Genomic DNA, 19,176 nt, shown 5'->3' on the forward strand with positions numbered 1-19,176 from the left:
ACCACTTCCCTCCGCGCGCGACACTTGCTCTCGCTATGACTCCACCACTCGCGCCTGCAAGGCGCGAATCCGTCCAAGCGCCTGCTCATTGGACACGGTCGCGTCATACATCTGCGCGAGGTCCGCCTTCAGCGCGGTGCGCGAACCGCCGTCGAGATAAATCATGTGCCCCGACGGATAAAACCGCGCCGACAGATTCTGCCGGACCTGCTGGCTGAGCAGCGGCATCTGCTGCAGATCGAGCACGGTCTGATAGAACGGCGTCACGTAATCGAAGAAACCGTTCGCCGACAGCACCTTCAGATCGGGATTGAGCGCCATCACGGCGGCAAGATCGCCGGCGGTATAGAGAACGATGTTGCCCTTCGAGTCGAGCCCCTTCTGCGCGCCGGTTGGATCGATGTGGCCGAAATCCCAGTACTTGAAGGCCTGATCGTTCAGGTCGGTGAACGACGAATTCGACGTGTACTTCAACTGCTCGTTCAGATACACGTTCCACATCGTCGTATAGACGCCGGTGACCGCCGTCATGGTCGGATCGTTGCCGCCGGAGTTCGGATCGATCCTGCCCGCAATGCCAGTGTCGATCGCCGTCACGCGGCCGTCGTACTCGCCGAGTGCCAAGCCCTGCGGCTTCAGCAGCGTGGTCAGGAAGAGCGAATTGCCACGGCTGTCATAGGCGGCAATATCGAGGCTCCACGCGAGCAGCGTCGCTTTGTCGATGCCGGTGTATTCACTTAGTTTCTCGACCGTCGCCGCGTCAGTGGTCGGAAACTTGCGCAACGCCGCGAGGTAATCGGTGCGCGCGAATTGCGCAACCTCCTCGGCGAACACGCCGAGATCGGTCGGCCGCGGCGCGAGTCCCAGTTTCTTGTGATACCACGCGTCCGCGGCCGCGGTGGGCAGTGTGCCGACCGGATTGCCGGACTGTGTGTAATCGAGAATCGACGATTGCAGCGTGATGCCGTTCAGATCCACGCCGTCTTCGTGCAAGCGGTACGCCAGCACGCAACTGCGTGCCGTGCCATAGGATTCGCCGAACAGGTACTTCGGCGAATTCCAGCGGTTGTTCTTCGTCAGAAAACGCTTGATGAACTGCTTGATCGAGTCCGCATCCTGGTCGACGCCCCAGAAGTCGCGATTTTTCTTCGGCGCGATCGCCGCCGAATAGCCGGTGCCGACCGGATTGATGAACACGAGGTCGCTGCGGTCCAGCAGGCTGTCCGGATTATCTTCCATCGAGTACGGCGCGGGCGGCGTGAAATTCGGCATCGACGTCTTGATGCGGCGGGGCGCGAACGAGCCCAGCAGCACGAACACGGACGACGACCCCGGGCCGCCGTTATAGAAGAAGGTCAGTGGACGGGCTTCTTCCTTCTGGTGGTCCTGCGTGAACGCCACATAGAACATCCGGGCTTCGGGCTGCGAACTGCTCGGGTCGACGATCACCAGATGACCCGCCGTCGCCGTGTAATTGATCTTGCGTCCGCCGAGCGTCACCGAATGATGTGTTACCGCCGCGGTTTCGGCGACTTCTGTGACGGAATCGTCCGGCCCGTTGCCATAGGCGACCGGGTCGAAGAACGGCTGATCGCCGGCTTTGCGCGCGGCGGCGGACGTCGACGTGGTCAAAGCAGAAGAATTGTGCGGCGACTGCGGACTAACGGAAGCTGACTCGGTGTTCGTCATGATCGCTCCATGGGTTCGTTCACGCCTGGTTGTACGGCGCCCTTTGAGGGGCGCTTTCTTGGGGACGTCTCTACAGGGACTTCCTTTCTACGGCCTTCGACGACGAAGCTTTCTCCGGGCGGGCTCGATGAGGATGCCTCATCAGTTGTGCACGAGGAAGCCTCCTTCGGGGGAAATACCGAAGGCGCCCCGGAGGGACGCGCCAGGGACCATCCATTGGCTCCAGCAACTTGCAGACTATAGTGCGGCCGCCACCTTCTGACCATTGGGACTTCCAAGCCCAGTGCATGCATCCCAGCCGGCGGCCGCCGCAAAGCTGCCGTTGTTGCCTTGTGTGATGTCGTTGCACGCATCCGGCGCCTTGTACAGCTTCGGATTGACGAAGCCGGCCGGCTGACCTTTTGCCGCGTTGATTCGCGCAATCAGCGCAGCCCACAGCGGCGCGACCGCACTGGTGCCGCCAACCACCGTTTGCGTGCCGTCGATCAACACGCTGTAGCCCGTGATCGGCGACGCGTCGCCCGCCACGTCCGGCACGCCGCGCCCACTGAGCGGCTTGCTCCCGCCGCCCGACGACTTCGCCGACAAACCCTTTTGCCACACCGGTACCGGGAACGCGCGGCTCACGCCACCGCCGCCGGCGCCGCCTTCCGCGCCATCGTTCCACACCACCTCGTGCGAGATCGACGTGCCCGCCGCGGTCAGGCTCGTGCCGCCGCAGGCCAGCACGTAGGGGCTCGACGCCGGGAAATCGACCTGATCGCCGCCGCTCGCGCCGTCGCTCGAACCGCTGTCGCCGGAGGCCGCGCAGACCGTCACGCCGAGCGCCGCCGCATTCTGCAAGACGCTGTTGAACGCCTTCAGCGACTGGCTGGTCCAGATCGACTCCGGGCCGCCCCAACTGATCGAAATCACCGACGGCTTGTTGGCCGTGTCGTGCACCGCGCGGCTCACGGCGTCGATGAAACCTGCGTCGCTGTTCTGCGTGAAATACACGGCGATGGTCGCGCGAGGCACGATCGCGCCGACGATTTCGATGTCGAGCGTGACCTCGCCGTCCGGCCCATTCGGGTCGCCGCTCGGATGATTGCCGCCTTGATCGACACCGACCGATTTCACCGCAGGCGACGCCACGCCGAGACTCGCGAAATAAGTGTTGAGATCGCTGGTGTTATAGCCACCGCCGAGTTCGATGATGCCAACGCACTGCCCTGCGCCATCGCCTTGCGGAAACTGATAAAGCGATGCGAGTTGCGGCGGCGTGAAAGACGCCTGATGCGCTTTGGCCGGCACGAACGGCGGCCGGATGCGAAAGTGCGGCCGCGCCTGGGGCCGGTTGTCGAGCCCGAGTACCGCTTCGACCACGTCGTGCAGATCATCCGGCACGCTGATCGCGCCGGTGCGCCCACGGAACTGGCCGGCCGTGTGGTGTTCGTAATGTTGCAGCTTGACCCCGAACGCGCTCTGGAATTGCGCGATCGTGCCGCTCAACAGAACCGAGCGCGCCGCCGCATCCTCGCGCACGACCGTCAAGCCGTGCGCGGTGGCGAAAGCCTTGACCTTCGCGATGTCGTCCGGCGCGGCGCCGTAATCTTTGGCAAGCGTCTCGCGCGACAGCGGCTGGACGCCGGGGTCGCCGGCTTCGATCCGGCTCATCAGCGCATCGAACTGCGCCTGCTGCTGACGGCGCAGCATCACGAAAACCTCGATCCGCTCCGCCGGATCGCATTGCCCAACGACCTTCGAACCGAGTTCTTCCGTTCGCTCGCTTCCCGGCAACGGGTGCTTGTTGACCATGGTGTCGACTCTCCTGTAAGCGTGACGGCGCGGGCCGCAAAGTGGACCCGAGCACGGCGCGCGCCTGCCCAACCTGCTGGCATGGCACGGCGGCCGTTTGCTGATTCAACGGTTTCCTCAAATCGTCCGACCCGAGCATTCGACCACAGTTCCGGCGCGAGCGGCAGTTATCCGGATGGCCGATGCGCGCTGCGTCAATGCGTATCCCGCACCGCTCGCGCTATGATGCTGCAGCGGCAATCCAGCCGTTACATTGCCTCGCGCGCCGTCCGCGCGCCCGATCGAAGAATCAGAGGAACCCCATGTCAATTTCGATGTATCAAGCATCCCTGCCCGTGCTGATTCGCGGCCTGACGAACCTGCAAGCCATCCTGGGCAAAGCCGAAGTGCACGCTGCCGAAAAGCAGATCGAACCTTCGGTGTTCACGAACGCCCGGCTCGCACCGGACATGCTCCCGCTGGTCCGCCAGGTGTATATCGCGAGCGACACCGCGAAGGGTTGCGCCGCGCGTCTGGCCGGCGTCGAAGCGCCGAAATACGAAGACGTCGAACAGACCTTCGACGAACTCCAGGCCCGCCTTCAGAAGACGATCGATTATCTGAAGGGATTCACTGCGGCGCAGATCGACGGCTCGGAAGAGCGTCCCATCACGTTGAAGATGCGCACGGGTCCGATCGAGTTCACGGGGCTGTTGTATCTGCTCGGGTTCGTGTTGCCGAACTTCTATTTTCACGTCACGACCGCGTACGACATTCTGCGTCACAACGGCGTCGAACTCGGCAAGCTGGACTACCTCGGCGGCATCAAGTAAAGCGAACACGCGGGCGTCGGGCGCGGCAGGCGTTAGACGCGCCAGCCGCGATGCGCCGTGCCGCGACTAGATGCGCGGCTGAAACGCGATGACGGCCATGCCGGCCAGCGTCAATGCCGCGCCGGCCGCGTCCCACAGCGTGGGCCGCACCTTGTCGACGCACCACAGCCAGGCAATCGCCACCGCCACGTACACGCCGCCGTAAGCCGCATACACGCGGCCCGCGGCGGTGCCGTGCAGCGTCAGCAGCCACGCGAACAGGGCGAGGCTGAGCGCGCCTGGCAACAGCAGCCACGCGGAGCCGCCCTCTTTCAGCCAGCGCCACGGCAAATAGCAACCGACAATCTCGGCAACGGCAGTCACGACATACAGCAGGAAAGTTTTCATCGATGGGTGGAAGCAGGTTGATCACCTCGTCGCGTACGGATGCGCGGCCCTATCGGCTTTATTAACACAATCACTTGGCGAAGCGGGCATGCCGCGTGCGACAGTCCTCGTTCCCTGTGTCCTGCTGGCTATCAGTCATGAGCGTCGCGTCACCCTGTATCGACATCTGCAAGTTCGACAGCAAAACCGGCTTCTGTATCGGTTGCATGCGCACGCGCGACGAATGCAAAAGCTGGAAGAAGATGAAGGACAAGCATCGCCGGAAGATCATCGAGGATCGTCCGCGACGCGAGCATAAGCTGAAGAAGTGAGCGGCTAGCGAGACCATCGCAACGAGCCGCTCGAGGAATGGCCGAGCGGCCCCGTCAGTCGATTGAAAGCCGCAGCGCGAAGCCGATCAATGCGCACGAAAATGCCCAGCGCTGCAAGGTCTGCACAAGCGGATGGGCGCGCACCCAGTTGGCAATCCGTGCGGCGCCGATTGCATAAAGCACATCGAAACACGCGCCGATGGCGAGCAGCACCACGCCGAGTTCGATCATCTGCCAGGCGACCGGCCCCGCTTCCGGACGCACGAATTGCGGCAACAACACCGAGCAGAACAGCAACGCTTTCGGGTTCAGCAGATTCGTCAACAAGCCTTTGACGAACGCTGCCCGCAGCGGACGCGCCCCGGCGTTCGCGGTCTGCGCAACGCTGCCTTCATTGCCGCCGTCAATGCCACCGCCAATGCCGCCTTCGGGCAGCGCGAACACCGACGAGCGGAAAATCTGAATCCCCACCCAGGCGAGATACACCGCGCCGCCATAGCGCACGACGTCATACAGCCACGGCGCGCTGCGCAATAGCGCCGCGACGCCGCACGCCGAGAGCGTCACGTGCGTGGCGCGCGCCACGCCCAGCCCGCCGGCGGCCGCGAAACCGCTGCGCACGCCGCGTCCGATGCTCGTTTGCAGGACCAGCGCCATGTCCGGCCCCGGCACCGCGTAGACCACGACCAGCGCCGCGATATAAACCGTCAGCAGGTGTGCGGAAATCATCTGAGCCTCCTGTTCTCCAAGCCTCTATCTTGCTATCGTCAGCGGAGAGGTTGCTGGCGAATTTCCGGACTCTCACGTGACTATTTGGAGGAATGCGCTAAGATTCCTCTTTCAAAACAGATTTTCCACTCCTTCAGCGCAGCCCCCCCAAGCCATGACAGCCGAGCTCGACAAGACAGACCGCGCGATCCTCGCCGCGCTGCAGAATGACGGCCGCATGTCGAATGCGCGGCTCGCTGAAACGGTCGGCCTGAGCGAGACGCCCTGCGCGCGCCGTCTCAAGCGTCTCGAAAGCGACGGCTATATCGACCAGTACCACGCGATGCTCTCGCGCGCCGCGCTCGGCTTCGGCGTCGTCGCGTTCGTCTATGTGCGCTTCGCGGTGCACGACCGCACGGTGGCGACCCGCTTCGAGCGTGAGGTGCAGGCCATCCCGCGCATTCTCACGTGCCATAACGTGTCGGGCAGCGCCGATTACATCCTGCAAGTGGTGGCGCGCGACCTCGACGATTACGGCAGCTTCATGCGCGACGAGATGCGCAGCCTGCCGGGCGTGACGTCGGTGGAGTCGGCGTTGTCGTTGCGGGAAGTGAAGGCCAACGGCGGCTTGCCGCTGTCCTGAGCACGAACGTGGCATAGTCACCCCTTTGAAACGGCGTGAGCCGGCCAGACGAACTCGGAGTTTTCATGGACCACGAAAAGGCGCGAGCCGAAGAATCAGCCGCGATGGAGCGTGTATTGACCGCGACCCAACGGGTGCAGTCGGCGTTTGCGTCGCTGCAATCGCAATTCCCGCCCGCTGGCAGCGGCAAGCCCTCACAGTTCGCGTTACAAACGTTCGACGCCGCGTTGCAGGAACTCGAAGACGCCCAGGCGGCATTCGACGAATTGCTCGGCGAACTGCTCGACGGCAATCGCTGAACGGGAAAAACCCGGCCGCCTGTTGCGCCGTGGCGCGGCACTTTGCGCCCGCGTCGGCGAATGAATGCTTCGTTTAACGAAGCATTCCGATGTCTGACTGACTGCGCATGCGCCGCGCTATCGCGGCTCACGGAACAGCACGGCGTGTAGCGAAAATTCCCGCGTCAACGCGCATCCGTTTCCACAACCGGCTCACAAAGAATCGGGAAGTTGACCGAATTCGCGATATAGCACTTTTCGTGCGCCACGTGATGCAAATGCGTGGCCTGTTCGACATCGCCCCCTGCCCGAATCACAACGTGCGGACGCAGAACGATCTCTGAAAAGCGGCCCTGCTTCGCACTGTCGAGCATGGAGCCTTCGGCGTCGTCGCGATACTCGAGCACCACGATGCCGGCATCCGCGCAAAGATGCAGATACCAGAGCTTGTGACATGCGCAAGCCGAGGCGACCAGCAGGTCCTCCGGATTCCATCGGTTGGCGTCGCCGAGAAAAGCCGCATCCGACGACCCCGGAATAGCCGGCTTGCCGCCCGCCGTAATCAGATGATCGCGGCCGTAATCGCGGTACCCCGAGGTGCCGCTGCCGCGGTTACCTGTCCATTGCACCGTGACTTTGTATTTGTGCTCACCGTATGCCATGCCTCGCTCCTTGTCGTCGGAAAACCGCGCCGGGATGGGCATTTTATACGCGCTGGTCACGACACCCGGCGCGCCGTACGCGAGCGTGACGAACCGCCGTCTACCGGCGCGGCGCCGCCTTGCCGGTCACGTTCGGCGCGCGTGGATCGGGGTTCATGTCGAGGCTCGTGCCGTTTGCCCGCATGTTGTTGAGCGCCGGACCCGAACTGCTGCGGCCTGTTACGCCCACGGACGTGCCAATGCCCGGGGTCGGGCCGAGGCCCGTCCCCGCGCCCGTCCCCATGCCCGCGGCAGCGGCGCCTGTGTTGTGGGCGCCGCTCGACTGCATGCCGCTCATACCGGCGCTGGTGTTGCCCGACTGCTGAGCATCGGCGGCGCCCGCGATACCGATGCATAGCGCTACCCATGTCACAGCCATACTGCCCGTTACGATCTTCATGGCTCACTCCGTCACATCATTGAAATGCCGAGAGCCGATGCCGCGCAAAGCGGCGCGCTCAATACGTATGACGACGCGCGCCCTGCTTCGTTCACGGGCGCGCAATCGCGGGGCGACACGCGATGCGCGATAATCGACGGCTTTTTCCCCGCCACGCCGATGACGACACCCGCCTTCGCCCCCTTCCAGGACCTGGCCCGCACCCTGCTGCCGCACGCCTTCGACAAGGACCACGGCGACGGATCGCACGACACCTCGCATCTGCAGCGGGTCTGGAAGAACGCTGCGGCGATCCACGCAAAGGAAGGCGGCGATGCGCAGGTGCTGTTCGCGTCGACGCTGCTACACGACTGCGTGGCGGTCGAGAAGAACTCGCCATTGCGCGCTCAGGCGTCGCGCCTGTGCGCCGGCAAGGCGGCCGCCGTGCTGAAGTCGCTCGGCTGGCCGGACGCGCAAGTCCAAGCCGCCGCGCATGCGATCGCGGCGCACAGTTTCTCTGCCGGCATTGCGCCCGCTACCCTCGAAGCGAAAACGTTGCAGGATGCCGACCGGCTCGACGCAATCGGCATGCTGGGCGTGGCGCGCTGCTTCTACGTGGCGGGCCGATTGGGCCGCGCGCTGTACGACCCGGCTGATCCGCACGCCTTGCAACGTCCGCTGGACGACGCGCGCTATACGCTCGATCATTTTCATACCAAGCTGCTGAAGCTCTCGTCCGGTTTCCAGACAGAGACCGGCGCGCGTATGGCCGCCGTTCGCCACGCGCGGCTAAAGCGTTTCGTCGACGAATTCGCGCAAGAGATCTGAGCGTGGGCATGACGCGTGCGCAAATGGATGAAGCGTCGCGCTGTACCCAACGCGCACGGCCGCCAAGGCACGCGGCAAACCAGGCCTCGGCAAGATCGTCCGGCACGTCGCAGGAAAGGGCGAAGTTACCGCGACCTGGAGCGCGCAAGCATCCCATTGCGCGTCCACGAGATCGTCGCCGTCGCCCCCCTCGCCGAACGCTTCAGCATCTCCATCCGCCTTTCACTCCACCACCCGCCAAAAAGCAATAACACCACCCTGCCGAGCGTTATGATCGATCGTCACGCCAGCACGGCCGATCGCGCACGATGGAGCACGCCTACATCCACCTTCTGCACCAGCTAGCCGGCCACTCGGCGTGGATGCTCACGGTCGTCTTCCTCGCAGCCTTTCTCGAAGCCCTTGCCGTCGTCGGCACGTTCGTGCCCGGCAGCACCGCGATGTTCCTCGCCGGCGCGCTAACCGGCACCGGTTCGCTGAGCCTCGGCTGGGTATTCGTGTGGGCAATCGTCGGCGCAATCGCCGGCGACGGCATGAGCTTCTGGCTCGGCGGCCGCTACAAGGAACAGATCGTCCAGCTGTGGCCGTTCCGCAAACACCCCGAGCTGCTCGACGCGGGCCACCGCTTCTTTCACAAGCATGGCGCGAAGAGCGTCGTGCTCGCGCGTTTCATCGGACCGTTGCGGGCCATCGTGCCGGTCGTCGCGGGCATGCTCGGCATGCCGCCGCTGCGCTTCTACGCGATGAACGTGCTGTCCGCGCTGCTGTGGGCGCCCGCCCATATCCTGCCAGGCGTGGTGTTCGGCGCGTCGGTGCTGCTGGCCGGCGCGGTGTCGTTCCGGCTCGTCGTGATTCTCGCGCTGCTCGTATGCATCGTCTGGCTCAGCTTTCGCGGCGCCGGCTTCCTGCTCTCGCACGCGAACGCGTGGTCGAGCGCGGCGGGCCGCTATCTCGGCGACTGGGCGTGCCGGCATCCCGGACCGCTTGGCCGCGTCGCGCGCAAGATGCTCGATCCCGAGACGCCGGATGCAACCTACATCCTCGTGACTTCGCTGATCGTGCTGGTGGCCGGCGCGCTTTTTATCGGCGTGCTTGGCGACGTCATCAGCGGCGACCCGCTGACGGCGGTCGATCTGTCCGTCTATCACTTCCTGCAATCGGTGCGCACGCCGTGGAGCGACAGCGTGCTCGCCGGTCTCGAGACGCTCGGCAGCGGCGTCACGCTGATGGCGCTGATCGCGATGGTCGTCGTGTGGATGCTGTGGGAGCGGCGCTGGCGCACCATCGGCTACTGGCTCGCGGCGGTGGTGTTTTCCCAATTGTTGANTGAGCGCTCACTACGTGTTTCCGAGCAATCACGTCGCCGCGACCGTCATCGTGTATGGCTTTCTCGCGTTCCTGCTCGCGCGGCGGGTCGGCATGCTGGCGGGCGTGCTGGTAGCGGCCGCCAGCACGATCGTGGTGATCGTGGTCGCGCTCGCGGGCGTGTACTTCGGGCGCTACTGGCTCTCCGATGCGATCGGCGGCGCCGCGCTCGCGTACGCGTGGGTGGCGCTCGTCGCGTTGACGGCGATGTGGCGGCATCCGCAGGCGCCGCCGCCGCGCACATTCATGCCCGCGGTGGTGCTGGCGGTCACACTGTTCAGTGTGGGGGTGCAGCTCGGCGTCGATCCCCCGGCGCCGCCTGCCAGTGCGCCGCGGGCGGCGCCCGTGCTGGTCACGCAGTCCGAGTGGACGCTCTCCTTGTGGAAGCGCCTGCCGTGTTATCGCTCGGACATGGGTGGCGACCGCAAGGAGCCGCTCACGCTGCAGTGGGTGTCGGACCTCGATTCGATCCGCGGACAACTGCGCGCCCAAGGATGGGTCGAGGGCACCGACGTGTCCGCGCACAGCCTGCTCTCGCTCGCATCGCCCGATGTCGCCGCGGTCTCGCTGCCGGTCTTGCCCAAGCTCAACAACGGGGTGCCTTCGTCGCTGGTCTTCATGCGCCCCGGCGATACGCGCGCCGAACGCGATGTGCTGCGCTTCTGGCCAAGCGGTTATGCCGTGGCGAACGGCAACACCGCCACGCCGCTGTGGGTCGGCGCGCTCGCGCACGAGCGGCTTTCGCGGCCGACGTGGCCCATCAACATTCTGCGGGTGGACAGGCAGGCGGCTGCTTTCGATGCGCGCGGAAAACCGGGCGCCGGATCCGGCGCTGCGATTCTCGCCAAGGTGGATTGTCATGGCGTGCCGGTGTCGTTGCTGGCGTCGCCGGTGGAATGAGCCGCTCGGGACGGCGATTTGGTGCGGGCGCGCACAGTCCGCACGTTCGTTGGACCACCTGACAATTCGCCTTGCGCTCAAGGAGTTAGGCCAATTGGCCAGAACTTGTCCACAAGGATATGAACATTTTCTGTGGATAAGCCTGGCAGTGTGCGGATGGCATTTCTTTGGTGCTGTTGCCCTATGTCTCCATGGCCGGCAAGCATGCCGAAGCGTTCGGACTGCGCACGTCCCACGCGCCACAAAGCCGCCGCGGAATTCAGCCGGCGCACGCTGGGCGCGTGGGTCGAGCGTTTCTATCGCGAAGAACTCGAGATCACGGCGCCGATCTGGGGCGGCAAGCATCCTTCGTACGCGGACCCGACGGGCCTGTCGGGGCGTCTCGGTTCGGTCGAACATCTGCCGCGTTCCGGTTCCCGTTTGCTGCTGATCCCCGAGCTGTCGCCGCAGGCGCGCTTCATTCACATCCACCGCGATCCTCGCCAGGTCGCCAATTCCCTGCTGCACAAACGCTGGATAGGATCGATCGACGACGGCGTGCGCGTCTGGGGCCAATATGTGGGAGAGGTTATCGATTTCTTCGAAGAACTCCCCGATTGGCTTGACCATTCCCTATCGCGGTCTGATCGAAGAGCCGCTCGCGACGGGCGCGCATATCGGGCGCTTCCTCGGCCCCGCGGACGCATCGCCGATCAGCGATTTTCTCATTGCCCAGCGCGAGTCGCCGACACCGTTCAGCGATCCCGTAACCGATACCGCCGATCTATATGTGATCCCGACGAGCCGGCCGGCGACGGCAAACTGCTGGCGCTTGCAGGAAGAGCCGCCACGCATCTGGCGTATGCGGCTGCGTAATCTGGCATGTCTACGGACCGCACAGCGCCGGCAACGCCACCCTCGGGCGTCGCCCCTCCCCGCCTTGCAAACCGGAAAACGTTCACACCTGTCATCCACCTGTCGCTCGCAACGTCGGAAGAAGCTAAGATGAGCGCTGGCCCGAGCGGCCCGACGACGATATCAAGGAGACGACGGTGGAACGCTTCACACCCGGACAACTCGACGAATACGCTGCCACATTCGAGCAAGACGGCATGGTCATCCTGCGTCGCCACTTTGCGAAGGCCACGCTGTACGCGTGGCGTGCGGCGTTCGCCCCATTGCTCGAAGAGCGCATTGCGTCGAATGCGACCGCCGTGCGCGGCGCGAACCGGCATTACATCACGCTGCCGTTTAGCGGCGTATTCGCTGACGAAAGCATCTTCTGCGATCCGGACGTGCTCGGCATTGTCGAGCGAGTCGCGGGCGACGAACCGGTGATGTGTCAGCTTGCCACCGACACGCCGCTGAACGGCTCGGCGTATCAGGAGATCCATCGCGATACACCGGCGCTGTTCGATGGGATGCCGGAAACGCCTTCCTTCCAATTGGCTGTCAATTTCCCGCTGTGCGACGTCACGCCGGAAAACGGTCCGTTCGAGACCACGCTCGGCACGCATCGTATGCGCTCAGAGGACGCGATGAATGCCTGGCGCGAAGGCCGCTTGCCATTGCACGCGATTCCGATGGAGCTCGGCGACGTGATGATCCGCGACGTGCGCGCCCTGCATCGCGGCACACCGAACAGGACCGACGAGCCTCGCCCGATGGTGGTGATCGGCTACAGCAGGAGCTGGTATTTCCGTCCCGAAGTGCACATCGACGTGCCCGTCGCGGTCGATGAACAATTGAGTCCGCGCGCGAAGCGGCTGCTGCGCTACATGCCGCGCGTCGATCAGGCGGACGGCGCGTCGGCGCCCGAGCAGTACCGCAAATTCGCTTACTGATCGCGCTGGAGTACCGTCTCGGCCCGCCATTCAAAACGGCGGGAATGCCGAGCGGGACTGTGACCGCCCCCTCTGGAGAAGCGTGTATGCCCTCACGCATCGACCCGCTCTTCGCCGTCGCCGAACGGTTGATATTGAGCCTGTACGATGGCGGAATATTGTCGCCGGCAGTGCTGGAACGTGTGATTGTCTCGCTCGCCGGAACCCGATGGGATACTCGTCCCGACTCGCGTGCGAACGACCAACGCTCGTTGCCGGAAGTCGTGGTCTCGGTCATGATGCCCGGCAAGGCACTCGACAATGTCGATCAGGATTACGCCGCTGTGATCGACCATATCGTCGGAGCGGCTAAGCAAGCGGCACGGCCGGTCAGTGGCGACGACAGACGCGCTACCGGCAAGCCGCGCAAACGCTCCGCGGCCCCGCCAATCGGGAACGACGATGCCCCGGAGTCCGAACTGCTTGAACAACTGGCAGGGACACGCGCTACGTCGAATACAAAAGCGAAGCCGTCTCGCGCCGGTCGCAATACTCAGGCAGGTTCCGGCTTCAACCCTCTGCAAAACGCGGCGCCCCCGAAGAAGCGGTGACGATGTCGACTGAAACTGTTGTCGACGCGACGCGCTCGCACTGGCGATCCTCAAAGGACATCCCGCCATTCGTTCGTTGCAGAAATGCAACGGCGATCAGATTCAATCGCGCACCCTTGCGGTTCGAGTAGAAGAAGTTCTGCGCAATTTTCTTCCGCTTGCGCAATTCATCGATCCGGCTGGCAGAATCAGCGAGCACCCCGCCCGGAGAAGACACGGATCAATCAATCGATGGACGCACGAGAACATTGGAAATACGGCATTTGAAATGCAGGAGAGCCGATCACCAGCATGCGCGGGCGCTTCTGTCATCGATAGCACATGCCCCTATTTTTTTTACCCAACGGCCCGCTTTAACGCTATCGTCTCACTGCAACCTGAGTTCGTAGATCAATGGGAGTTCCGTGTGTGGAATCGATTGATGTTTCGAGTAAAGAAAGGCCGCAGGTTCATCGTCGGCGGCAAACACTCATATGCGTCCGGGTTATCTCTAGGAATAAGCGCGCTGGTGTTGTGCTATCCGGCGACCAGCTTTGCCGGCGTTGCGGTCCTGCGCCCGCCGCGCGAGGCGCTTTCCAGTGCCCCACTCGAAGTCACGATTCTCTATTCCGGTGATCAGCCGGACGGCTCGGAATACAACGTTCCCGCCCAATTGAAAATCGCCGTTAGCAACATCGACGTCATACCGACTCCGTTGACGCTCACTCGCGATAGCGGCACGCCCGATCACATCAAGCTGGCAACGGGCGATCTCAAGGCGGTCCGCTATAGTGGCACGTGGCCCAAATGGGCCCGCGGCGCGATGAAGTTCGATATTCCCGATCTCGATGCTTCGCCCTCTTTCGTCATGCTCACCCGTCCGCCCAACTCCGGCAAAACGACGGAACTGGCTTCGTCGGAGGGTGCGCCGGGCACGGCGGGACAAGTGTCGACTATCCCGGAACAGCCCGCGAGCGCCTTCCCTGTTTCACCCGCACCGGCGCCCGCCCGCGCCAATGCACCCTCGCCAGAGGTGACCAGTTTCCTGAGCCGTTTCTCCGCATTCGAACCGATGTATTTCGCCGATGGCTCGAATGGAGAGAACCTCGCGAAGTTTCAGTTGAGCTTCAAGTTCCGCATGGTCATACCGGACGACCCGCGCTCGAAACGCTTCGTCGACAACCTGTACTTTGGGTACACGCAAACTTCGTTGTGGGATCTCGGCGAATACTCCGCGCCCTTCCGGGACACGAGCTACATGCCTCAATTGTTCTATTCTCTGGATGACACAGGTTGGAAGAGCTCGCTATTCAGCAAGATGAGCCTGATGGCCGGCTACGGTCACGAATCGAATGGCCGCGACGGTCCCGAATCGCGTGGCGTCGATATCTTATTCGTGCGCCCCACGTGGGAGTTCGGCGACCTGAATGCCAACCATTTGACCGTGTCGCCGAAGTTCTATTACTACGTGCATATTGCGGGAGAGAACCACGATATCGCGGACTACCGCGGCTACGTGGATCTATTGCTCAAATACGGCAGTACAGATGGCTGGCAACTGGCCACCACATTGAGAAAAGGCACGAAGTCCACCAAGGGCAGTATCGATACGCAGTTCACCTACCCGTTGGCGAAGCTGATTAATAGCGCCTGGGGCGGCTATCTGTGGGTCGGGTTCTTCACGGGCTATGGCGAGGATATTCTCGACTACAACCAGCATCGGTGGATTGCGCGAATCGGGTATAGCATCACGCGGTAGTGAGCGGGTGATGGAGAGCGTTCGCGCGCCAGCGGAACGCAGTTGACCGGCTCCGGATGCGGCCACACGTGCATCGCTACGCGAAAGAAAGGCCGCTTTATGAAGCGGCCTTTCGCATTGATAGGGATGCCAATCAAAAGAACACGATCGGCGGTTCACCGGGTCGGTCTCGGCGTCAGTCATGGCGGCGTTCGCGGCGCCTGCCCTCGCGGTTTGCGCGCTGACGTCGGCGCTCCCGTGCAACTGCGAGTTCCAACGCACCCCATGCTCTGTTAACGAACAGACGGGCACACAACAGCACTTTTCTCTAGAGTTGAAGGGTTGCCCGTCAATCCTGACCGGCGACATTCCGCTGATTTTGCAGCGAATTCCAACATTAGGGAAAACCAATGAAAACTTCTGTTCTCAAGGAAGTGCCGACTCATTCCGAACAGCACGCGGGGCTGAATTTGCATCTGAATTGTGCGCCACTGGCACTCAAACACACCATCCTCCCGGAACAGATCCGGGATAACCTGCCCCCAGGTCACGGCGGAGTGGGTTTTTTGTTTCACGCTACGGACTGGGATACGCTTTCATTTTCTTTTCATAATGTCAAGCATCGAAGCGCCTCATTTGAAGAGGAGCTTTGGCATACCAGGCCTTTTATTGCATCGCCGATCTATTCCGGCTCCCAGATCATCGGAGCGAATATCGCCTGTCCGGTGCCGCTCGAAATGTGGCTAGGCAGTCCGCGCGGTATCAAGCGTTTCCGGGAAACGCAATTTTTTCCGGCTCTGGAATTGGCGCGGCAAGCGGGTCTGAACATGGTGGCGATGGGCGCGTCCACGCCCTATGCGTGCAACTATGGCGCCCTGCCGCGCCATACGAAGCCGCCCCACATCACCACGGGCCACGCGGCCACCGCGGCGATGCTGAAGGACTGGGCGATCCATTGCTGCAACGAACTCGACCTCGCATTTGGCAACACCAAACTCGCCCTTTTCGGCGCGGCCGGACGGCTCGGCACGACGGTGGCCAAGTATCTGCTCTACAAGGACGCCCCGAAAGAGCTGGTTCTGATCGACCTGCCGGACAAGCTGAATCTGCTCACCGAACAGGCCAAAGAACTGCTGGCGTCGGACCTGCTGGGCAAGTCGCGCGTGTCGGTGCACACCTTCAGCCCGGATACGCCGCTGCCGCAGTTCGACGGCGCAATCCTCGCGAGCAGCACCAGCGTGCCCTACCTCAGCGCGTCCGAGCTCAGACGCGCGCAGTTCTGGATCGACGACTCCCATCCCCGGGCGGCGAGCGTCGAGGCCGAACTCGCGTCACGCGGCCAGACGCTATATATTGAGTGTTTCGCCCGCGGTCCCGCCGGGCTCGACACCACCTTTCCGTTCAGGCTGCCGTCTACGCGCGACTGCTACACCTGCTTCGCCGAAGGCTACTCGGCCTGGCAGGAAGGCATTGCGTCCGATTTCATCATCGGCAGCCCGCCCGTGTGGTCGGTCTCTTATACTCACGGTCTCTTGAAGAAGTACGGGTTCTCGGTCGGCCCTTTCCACGGGAAAAACGGCTCGCCGATCAGCCTCGACACACAACAACGCAGCAACCCTGAACTGATGGGGTCGTAATATCAACGGAGGCCTGATGGCGATATCGCGCGAAAGCATGCGGGATATGCTTGAACGAAGCAGGTTCGCAATTCGATGGGGCGGCGTACTTGGCCTCCTGTGCCACCCCATCTATTACGTCGTGTGGACCTATCTCCTGCCGCAGCCATACGACAATCTTCTGCTCCGGTTGAGCGCGGCGGTCATCTGTATTCCATTGCTTTTCCAGTCGTACTGGCCAAAGCGGTTTAACCATTACCTGCTGATTTACTGGCATTGCGCGCTGATCTACGTATTGCCATTCGTTTGCACATTCCTTACGGTCAGGAATTCATTCTCCACGATGTGGATGATGACCGAAGTGATGATGATCTTCATTCTGGCGCTTTGTATCGACAATCCGCTTTTGCTGATCGCGTGTATCGGCATTGGCGCACTGTCCGGCACGCTGGCGGCGGTCATCTCCTCGCCGGAGCCGATCGTGCTTGCCGCGGACGACAAGTCGAATCTCGCGGTGATGCCGGTGGTCGTTCTGTGCAGCATGGCCTTCAGTCACGCGATCAGCAAAGGACGCATCTTCGTCGAAAAGAACCGCGCGCTCCAGGCGCTCGCGGGTTCGATCGCGCATGAAATGCGCAATCCGCTGAGCCAGTTGCGGCACGTTCTGGATCGCGTGGAAGAAGCGCTGCCCGTCGCCTCGGAATCCAGTCGCGCACCCGCCTTGTCGCACGAGAACGCGGCCTCGCTGTATGGTCATCTCGCCCAGGGGCAGGTGTCGATCGAGCGCGGCCTGCGCATCATCGCCATGACGCTCGACGAAGTCAGCGCAAAGCCCATCCGTTCGGACCGCCTGGTCTACTTGAATGCGGCGGCCACCACGCGTAAGGCGCTGGAAGAATACGGCTTCGACGACGACACGGCGCGCGACAAGGTCAGCCTCGTGGTGAAGGAAGATTTCGTCTTCAAGGTCGACGAAACGGTCTACCTGTTCACGCTGTTCAATCTGATCAAGAACGCGCTCTATCACATCGCCACGCATCCGCTCGCGACGCTCACGCTCACCGTCGACAAGCAATCCGTGGTCGTTCGCGACACGGGCGCCGGCATTGCGCCCGAGATCCTGCCGCATCTGTTCGAGCCATTTCGCACGGCGGGCAATTCAGGCGGCACGGGGCTGGGACTCGCGTATTGCCAGCGCGCGATGCGCGCATTCGGCGGCACGATCGCCTGCCGCTCGGAACTCGGCAGGTTCACGGAGTTTTCGCTGCGCTTTCCGGTCGTCTCGAAGGACGAAGCCGACGACTACGAGCGCAGGATTTTCGAGCGCGCGGCGCCGGTCTTCCAGGGCAAGCGCATTCTCATCGTCGATGACGACGCCGGTCAGCGGGCAAGAACCCGTCGCGCGTTGACGAAGGCGGGCGCCTATGTGAGCGAGGCGGAAAACGGCGAGATCGCCTTGACGACGCTGCGTCGCTCATCGCCCTACGATCTCGTGCTGATGGACATCAGCATGCCGGTGCTGGACGGCTATGCCGCCACCGAGCGGATTCGCGCCGACCACGCGTGTCCGAACTGCAGCGTGCTGATTGCCGCCTATACGGCCGAGCCCGGCAACGCGGTGCGCCTGCAAGCGCGGCGGGCCGGCATGGATGAAATCATCGGCAAGTCGGCCAGCGTGCAGGAATTGATCAGCGGGTTGCAGGCACTCTTCGAGAACGGCAACCGCCACCACCTGAGCCAGCGATCCGACAGCTTCGCCGGCAAATCGATCCTGATTGCCGACGACGACACGTACAGCCGCCTGATTTCCAAAGCCTATCTGGAACGCTGCGGGGCGACCGTCGTCGAGGCGGAACATGGTCAGGCCGTGCTGGCCTGTTTGCAGCAGGACGGTGTAATCGACGCGATCCTGATGGACGTCAACATGCCGGGCATGAGCGGCGTCGAAACCGCCGCGTCGATTCGCGCGCGCACCGACGCGTATGCGCAGGTGCCGATCATTGCATTGACGGGCCAATCCGACATCGAGTCCGTGCAGGCATGTCTCGCCGCCGGCATGAACGAAGTCATGATCAAACCCGTACAAGCGGGTTCGCTTCACGCGTGCCTGACGAGACAGTTCGCGCTGCGACGCGCCTTGGACGCGCCGCACGCATCGGCGCAGCAGGATCTGCCGGCAACACCGGAGTCTTCCGGCCAGCTTGCGCCCGTCTCCGATGACGATCTGCTCGACGAGGAACACCTCGATGAACTGGTCGCGCTCGATCTGCTCGACGAAACGTTCCTCAACGGCATCGAGCAGATTCGCTCGTTGATTGCGCGGCTCACGACTAGCACCGCGGCGCTCGACATCAAGGCCACGCACACCGCATTGCACGTCCTGCTAGGCGTCAGCGGCAATATCGGCGCCAAGGCGCTGCATCAGTTCGCGCGGCAAATCTATCCGCGTGTGATTGACGGCGAATGGCCGTCGGAGCCCGACTGGCTCGCGCACATCAGCACGTTGGGCGGGCGTTCGGCCGACGCGCTGCAGAAGTACTATGCGTCGGCCAAAGCACGCCACGATCATCGGGATGCGTTGAGCGATTAACGGTGTAGCGCGAGTAGAAAGCTGACTGCGCGCGCCGCCTCA

At 63.0% G+C, this 19,176-nt stretch carries 18 protein-coding genes and 1 pseudogene; 12 read left to right on the forward strand and 7 right to left on the reverse strand.

What is annotated here, in order from left to right; all coding sequences use genetic code 11:
• Positions 1 to 33: 33 nt before the first annotated feature.
• A complete protein-coding gene (locus CIC12_RS25620) occupies positions 34 to 1,689 on the reverse strand; it encodes a S10 family peptidase (RefSeq protein ID WP_168668215.1) in 1,656 nt (551 codons plus the stop codon).
• Between the two features lie 237 nt (positions 1,690 to 1,926).
• Entirely contained in the window at positions 1,927 to 3,486 is a 1,560-nt protein-coding gene (locus tag CIC12_RS25625; protein ID WP_168668217.1) for a S53 family peptidase, read from the reverse strand.
• A gap of 302 nt (positions 3,487 to 3,788) precedes the next feature.
• Between CIC12_RS25625 and CIC12_RS25630 the strand changes: the two genes are divergently transcribed.
• Positions 3,789 to 4,298, forward strand: a complete 510-nt coding sequence (locus CIC12_RS25630; protein ID WP_168668219.1) for a DUF1993 domain-containing protein — start codon at positions 3,789 to 3,791, stop codon at positions 4,296 to 4,298.
• Between the two features lie 66 nt (positions 4,299 to 4,364).
• Here CIC12_RS25630 and CIC12_RS25635 read toward each other — a convergent pair whose 3' ends face one another.
• On the reverse strand, positions 4,365 to 4,685 hold the full coding sequence (locus tag CIC12_RS25635; RefSeq protein WP_168668221.1) for a YnfA family protein: 321 nt from the start codon (positions 4,683 to 4,685) through the stop codon (positions 4,365 to 4,367).
• A 137-nt stretch (positions 4,686 to 4,822) separates the two neighbouring features.
• Here CIC12_RS25635 and CIC12_RS25640 point away from each other — a divergent pair, with 137 nt between their 5' ends.
• Positions 4,823 to 4,996 (forward strand): DUF1289 domain-containing protein, encoded by a 174-nt coding sequence (locus CIC12_RS25640; protein WP_168668223.1) that lies wholly within the window; start codon positions 4,823 to 4,825, stop codon positions 4,994 to 4,996.
• Between the two features lie 54 nt (positions 4,997 to 5,050).
• Here CIC12_RS25640 and CIC12_RS25645 read toward each other — a convergent pair whose 3' ends face one another.
• Entirely contained in the window at positions 5,051 to 5,725 is a 675-nt protein-coding gene (locus CIC12_RS25645) for a LysE family translocator (RefSeq protein ID WP_168668225.1), read from the reverse strand.
• Positions 5,726 to 5,879: 154 nt separating this feature from the next.
• On the opposite strand from CIC12_RS25645, the gene CIC12_RS25650 reads away from it, so the two are divergent.
• Positions 5,880 to 6,347, forward strand: a complete 468-nt coding sequence (locus CIC12_RS25650) for an Lrp/AsnC family transcriptional regulator (protein ID WP_168668227.1) — start codon at positions 5,880 to 5,882, stop codon at positions 6,345 to 6,347.
• Between the two features lie 65 nt (positions 6,348 to 6,412).
• Positions 6,413 to 6,646 carry a hypothetical protein gene (locus tag CIC12_RS25655; protein ID WP_168668229.1) on the forward strand — a complete coding sequence of 78 codons (234 nt, stop codon included), beginning with the start codon at positions 6,413 to 6,415 and terminating at the stop codon, positions 6,644 to 6,646.
• Positions 6,647 to 6,810: 164 nt separating this feature from the next.
• On the opposite strand, the gene CIC12_RS25660 is transcribed toward CIC12_RS25655, so the two are convergent.
• Both CIC12_RS25660 and CIC12_RS25665 read right to left on the reverse strand, forming a co-directional pair.
• The gene (locus CIC12_RS25660; RefSeq protein WP_168668231.1) at positions 6,811 to 7,287 is read right to left on the reverse strand and encodes an OsmC family protein; all 477 of its coding nucleotides are present in this window, start codon (positions 7,285 to 7,287) and stop codon (positions 6,811 to 6,813) included.
• Positions 7,288 to 7,387: 100 nt separating this feature from the next.
• Positions 7,388 to 7,726 carry a hypothetical protein gene (locus tag CIC12_RS25665; protein ID WP_168668233.1) on the reverse strand — a complete coding sequence of 113 codons (339 nt, stop codon included), beginning with the start codon at positions 7,724 to 7,726 and terminating at the stop codon, positions 7,388 to 7,390.
• A 159-nt stretch (positions 7,727 to 7,885) separates the two neighbouring features.
• Between CIC12_RS25665 and CIC12_RS25670 the strand changes: the two genes are divergently transcribed.
• The 5 genes and pseudogenes from CIC12_RS25670 (at position 7,886) to CIC12_RS25690 (ending at position 13,211) form a co-directional block, all read left to right on the forward strand.
• Positions 7,886 to 8,533: an HD domain-containing protein gene (locus tag CIC12_RS25670; protein ID WP_168668331.1), complete on the forward strand. Its 648-nt coding sequence runs from the start codon at positions 7,886 to 7,888 to the stop codon at positions 8,531 to 8,533.
• Positions 8,534 to 8,841: 308 nt separating this feature from the next.
• Positions 8,842 to 10,798: pseudogene (locus CIC12_RS25675) on the forward strand (VTT domain-containing protein).
• Positions 10,799 to 11,002: 204 nt separating this feature from the next.
• Complete coding sequence (locus CIC12_RS25680; RefSeq protein WP_238812888.1) at positions 11,003 to 11,653, forward strand: sulfotransferase; 651 nt, start codon at positions 11,003 to 11,005, stop codon at positions 11,651 to 11,653.
• A gap of 176 nt (positions 11,654 to 11,829) precedes the next feature.
• On the forward strand, positions 11,830 to 12,621 hold the full coding sequence (locus CIC12_RS25685) for a phytanoyl-CoA dioxygenase family protein (protein ID WP_342030569.1): 792 nt from the start codon (positions 11,830 to 11,832) through the stop codon (positions 12,619 to 12,621).
• 86 nt (positions 12,622 to 12,707) lie between these two features.
• Entirely contained in the window at positions 12,708 to 13,211 is a 504-nt protein-coding gene (locus CIC12_RS25690; protein ID WP_168668234.1) for a hypothetical protein, read from the forward strand.
• On the opposite strand, the gene CIC12_RS25695 is transcribed toward CIC12_RS25690, so the two are convergent.
• Positions 13,171 to 13,428 carry a hypothetical protein gene (locus tag CIC12_RS25695; protein ID WP_168668235.1) on the reverse strand — a complete coding sequence of 86 codons (258 nt, stop codon included), beginning with the start codon at positions 13,426 to 13,428 and terminating at the stop codon, positions 13,171 to 13,173. The genes CIC12_RS25690 and CIC12_RS25695 overlap by 41 nt on opposite strands.
• A gap of 189 nt (positions 13,429 to 13,617) precedes the next feature.
• Between CIC12_RS25695 and CIC12_RS25700 the strand changes: the two genes are divergently transcribed.
• The 3 genes from CIC12_RS25700 (at position 13,618) to CIC12_RS25710 (ending at position 19,134) form a co-directional block, all read left to right on the forward strand.
• Positions 13,618 to 14,949, forward strand: coding sequence for a phospholipase A (locus CIC12_RS25700; protein WP_342030570.1), 1,332 nt, complete (start codon positions 13,618 to 13,620; stop codon positions 14,947 to 14,949).
• A gap of 389 nt (positions 14,950 to 15,338) precedes the next feature.
• Entirely contained in the window at positions 15,339 to 16,565 is a 1,227-nt protein-coding gene (locus CIC12_RS25705; protein ID WP_174772199.1) for a hypothetical protein, read from the forward strand.
• A 16-nt stretch (positions 16,566 to 16,581) separates the two neighbouring features.
• A complete protein-coding gene (locus CIC12_RS25710) occupies positions 16,582 to 19,134 on the forward strand; it encodes a hybrid sensor histidine kinase/response regulator (RefSeq protein ID WP_168668236.1) in 2,553 nt (850 codons plus the stop codon).
• Positions 19,135 to 19,176: the final 42 nt, after the last annotated feature.

This window comes from Paraburkholderia sp. SG-MS1 (assembly GCF_012275575.1).
In the GTDB taxonomy this organism is placed as follows: Bacteria; Pseudomonadota; Gammaproteobacteria; order Burkholderiales; family Burkholderiaceae; genus Paraburkholderia.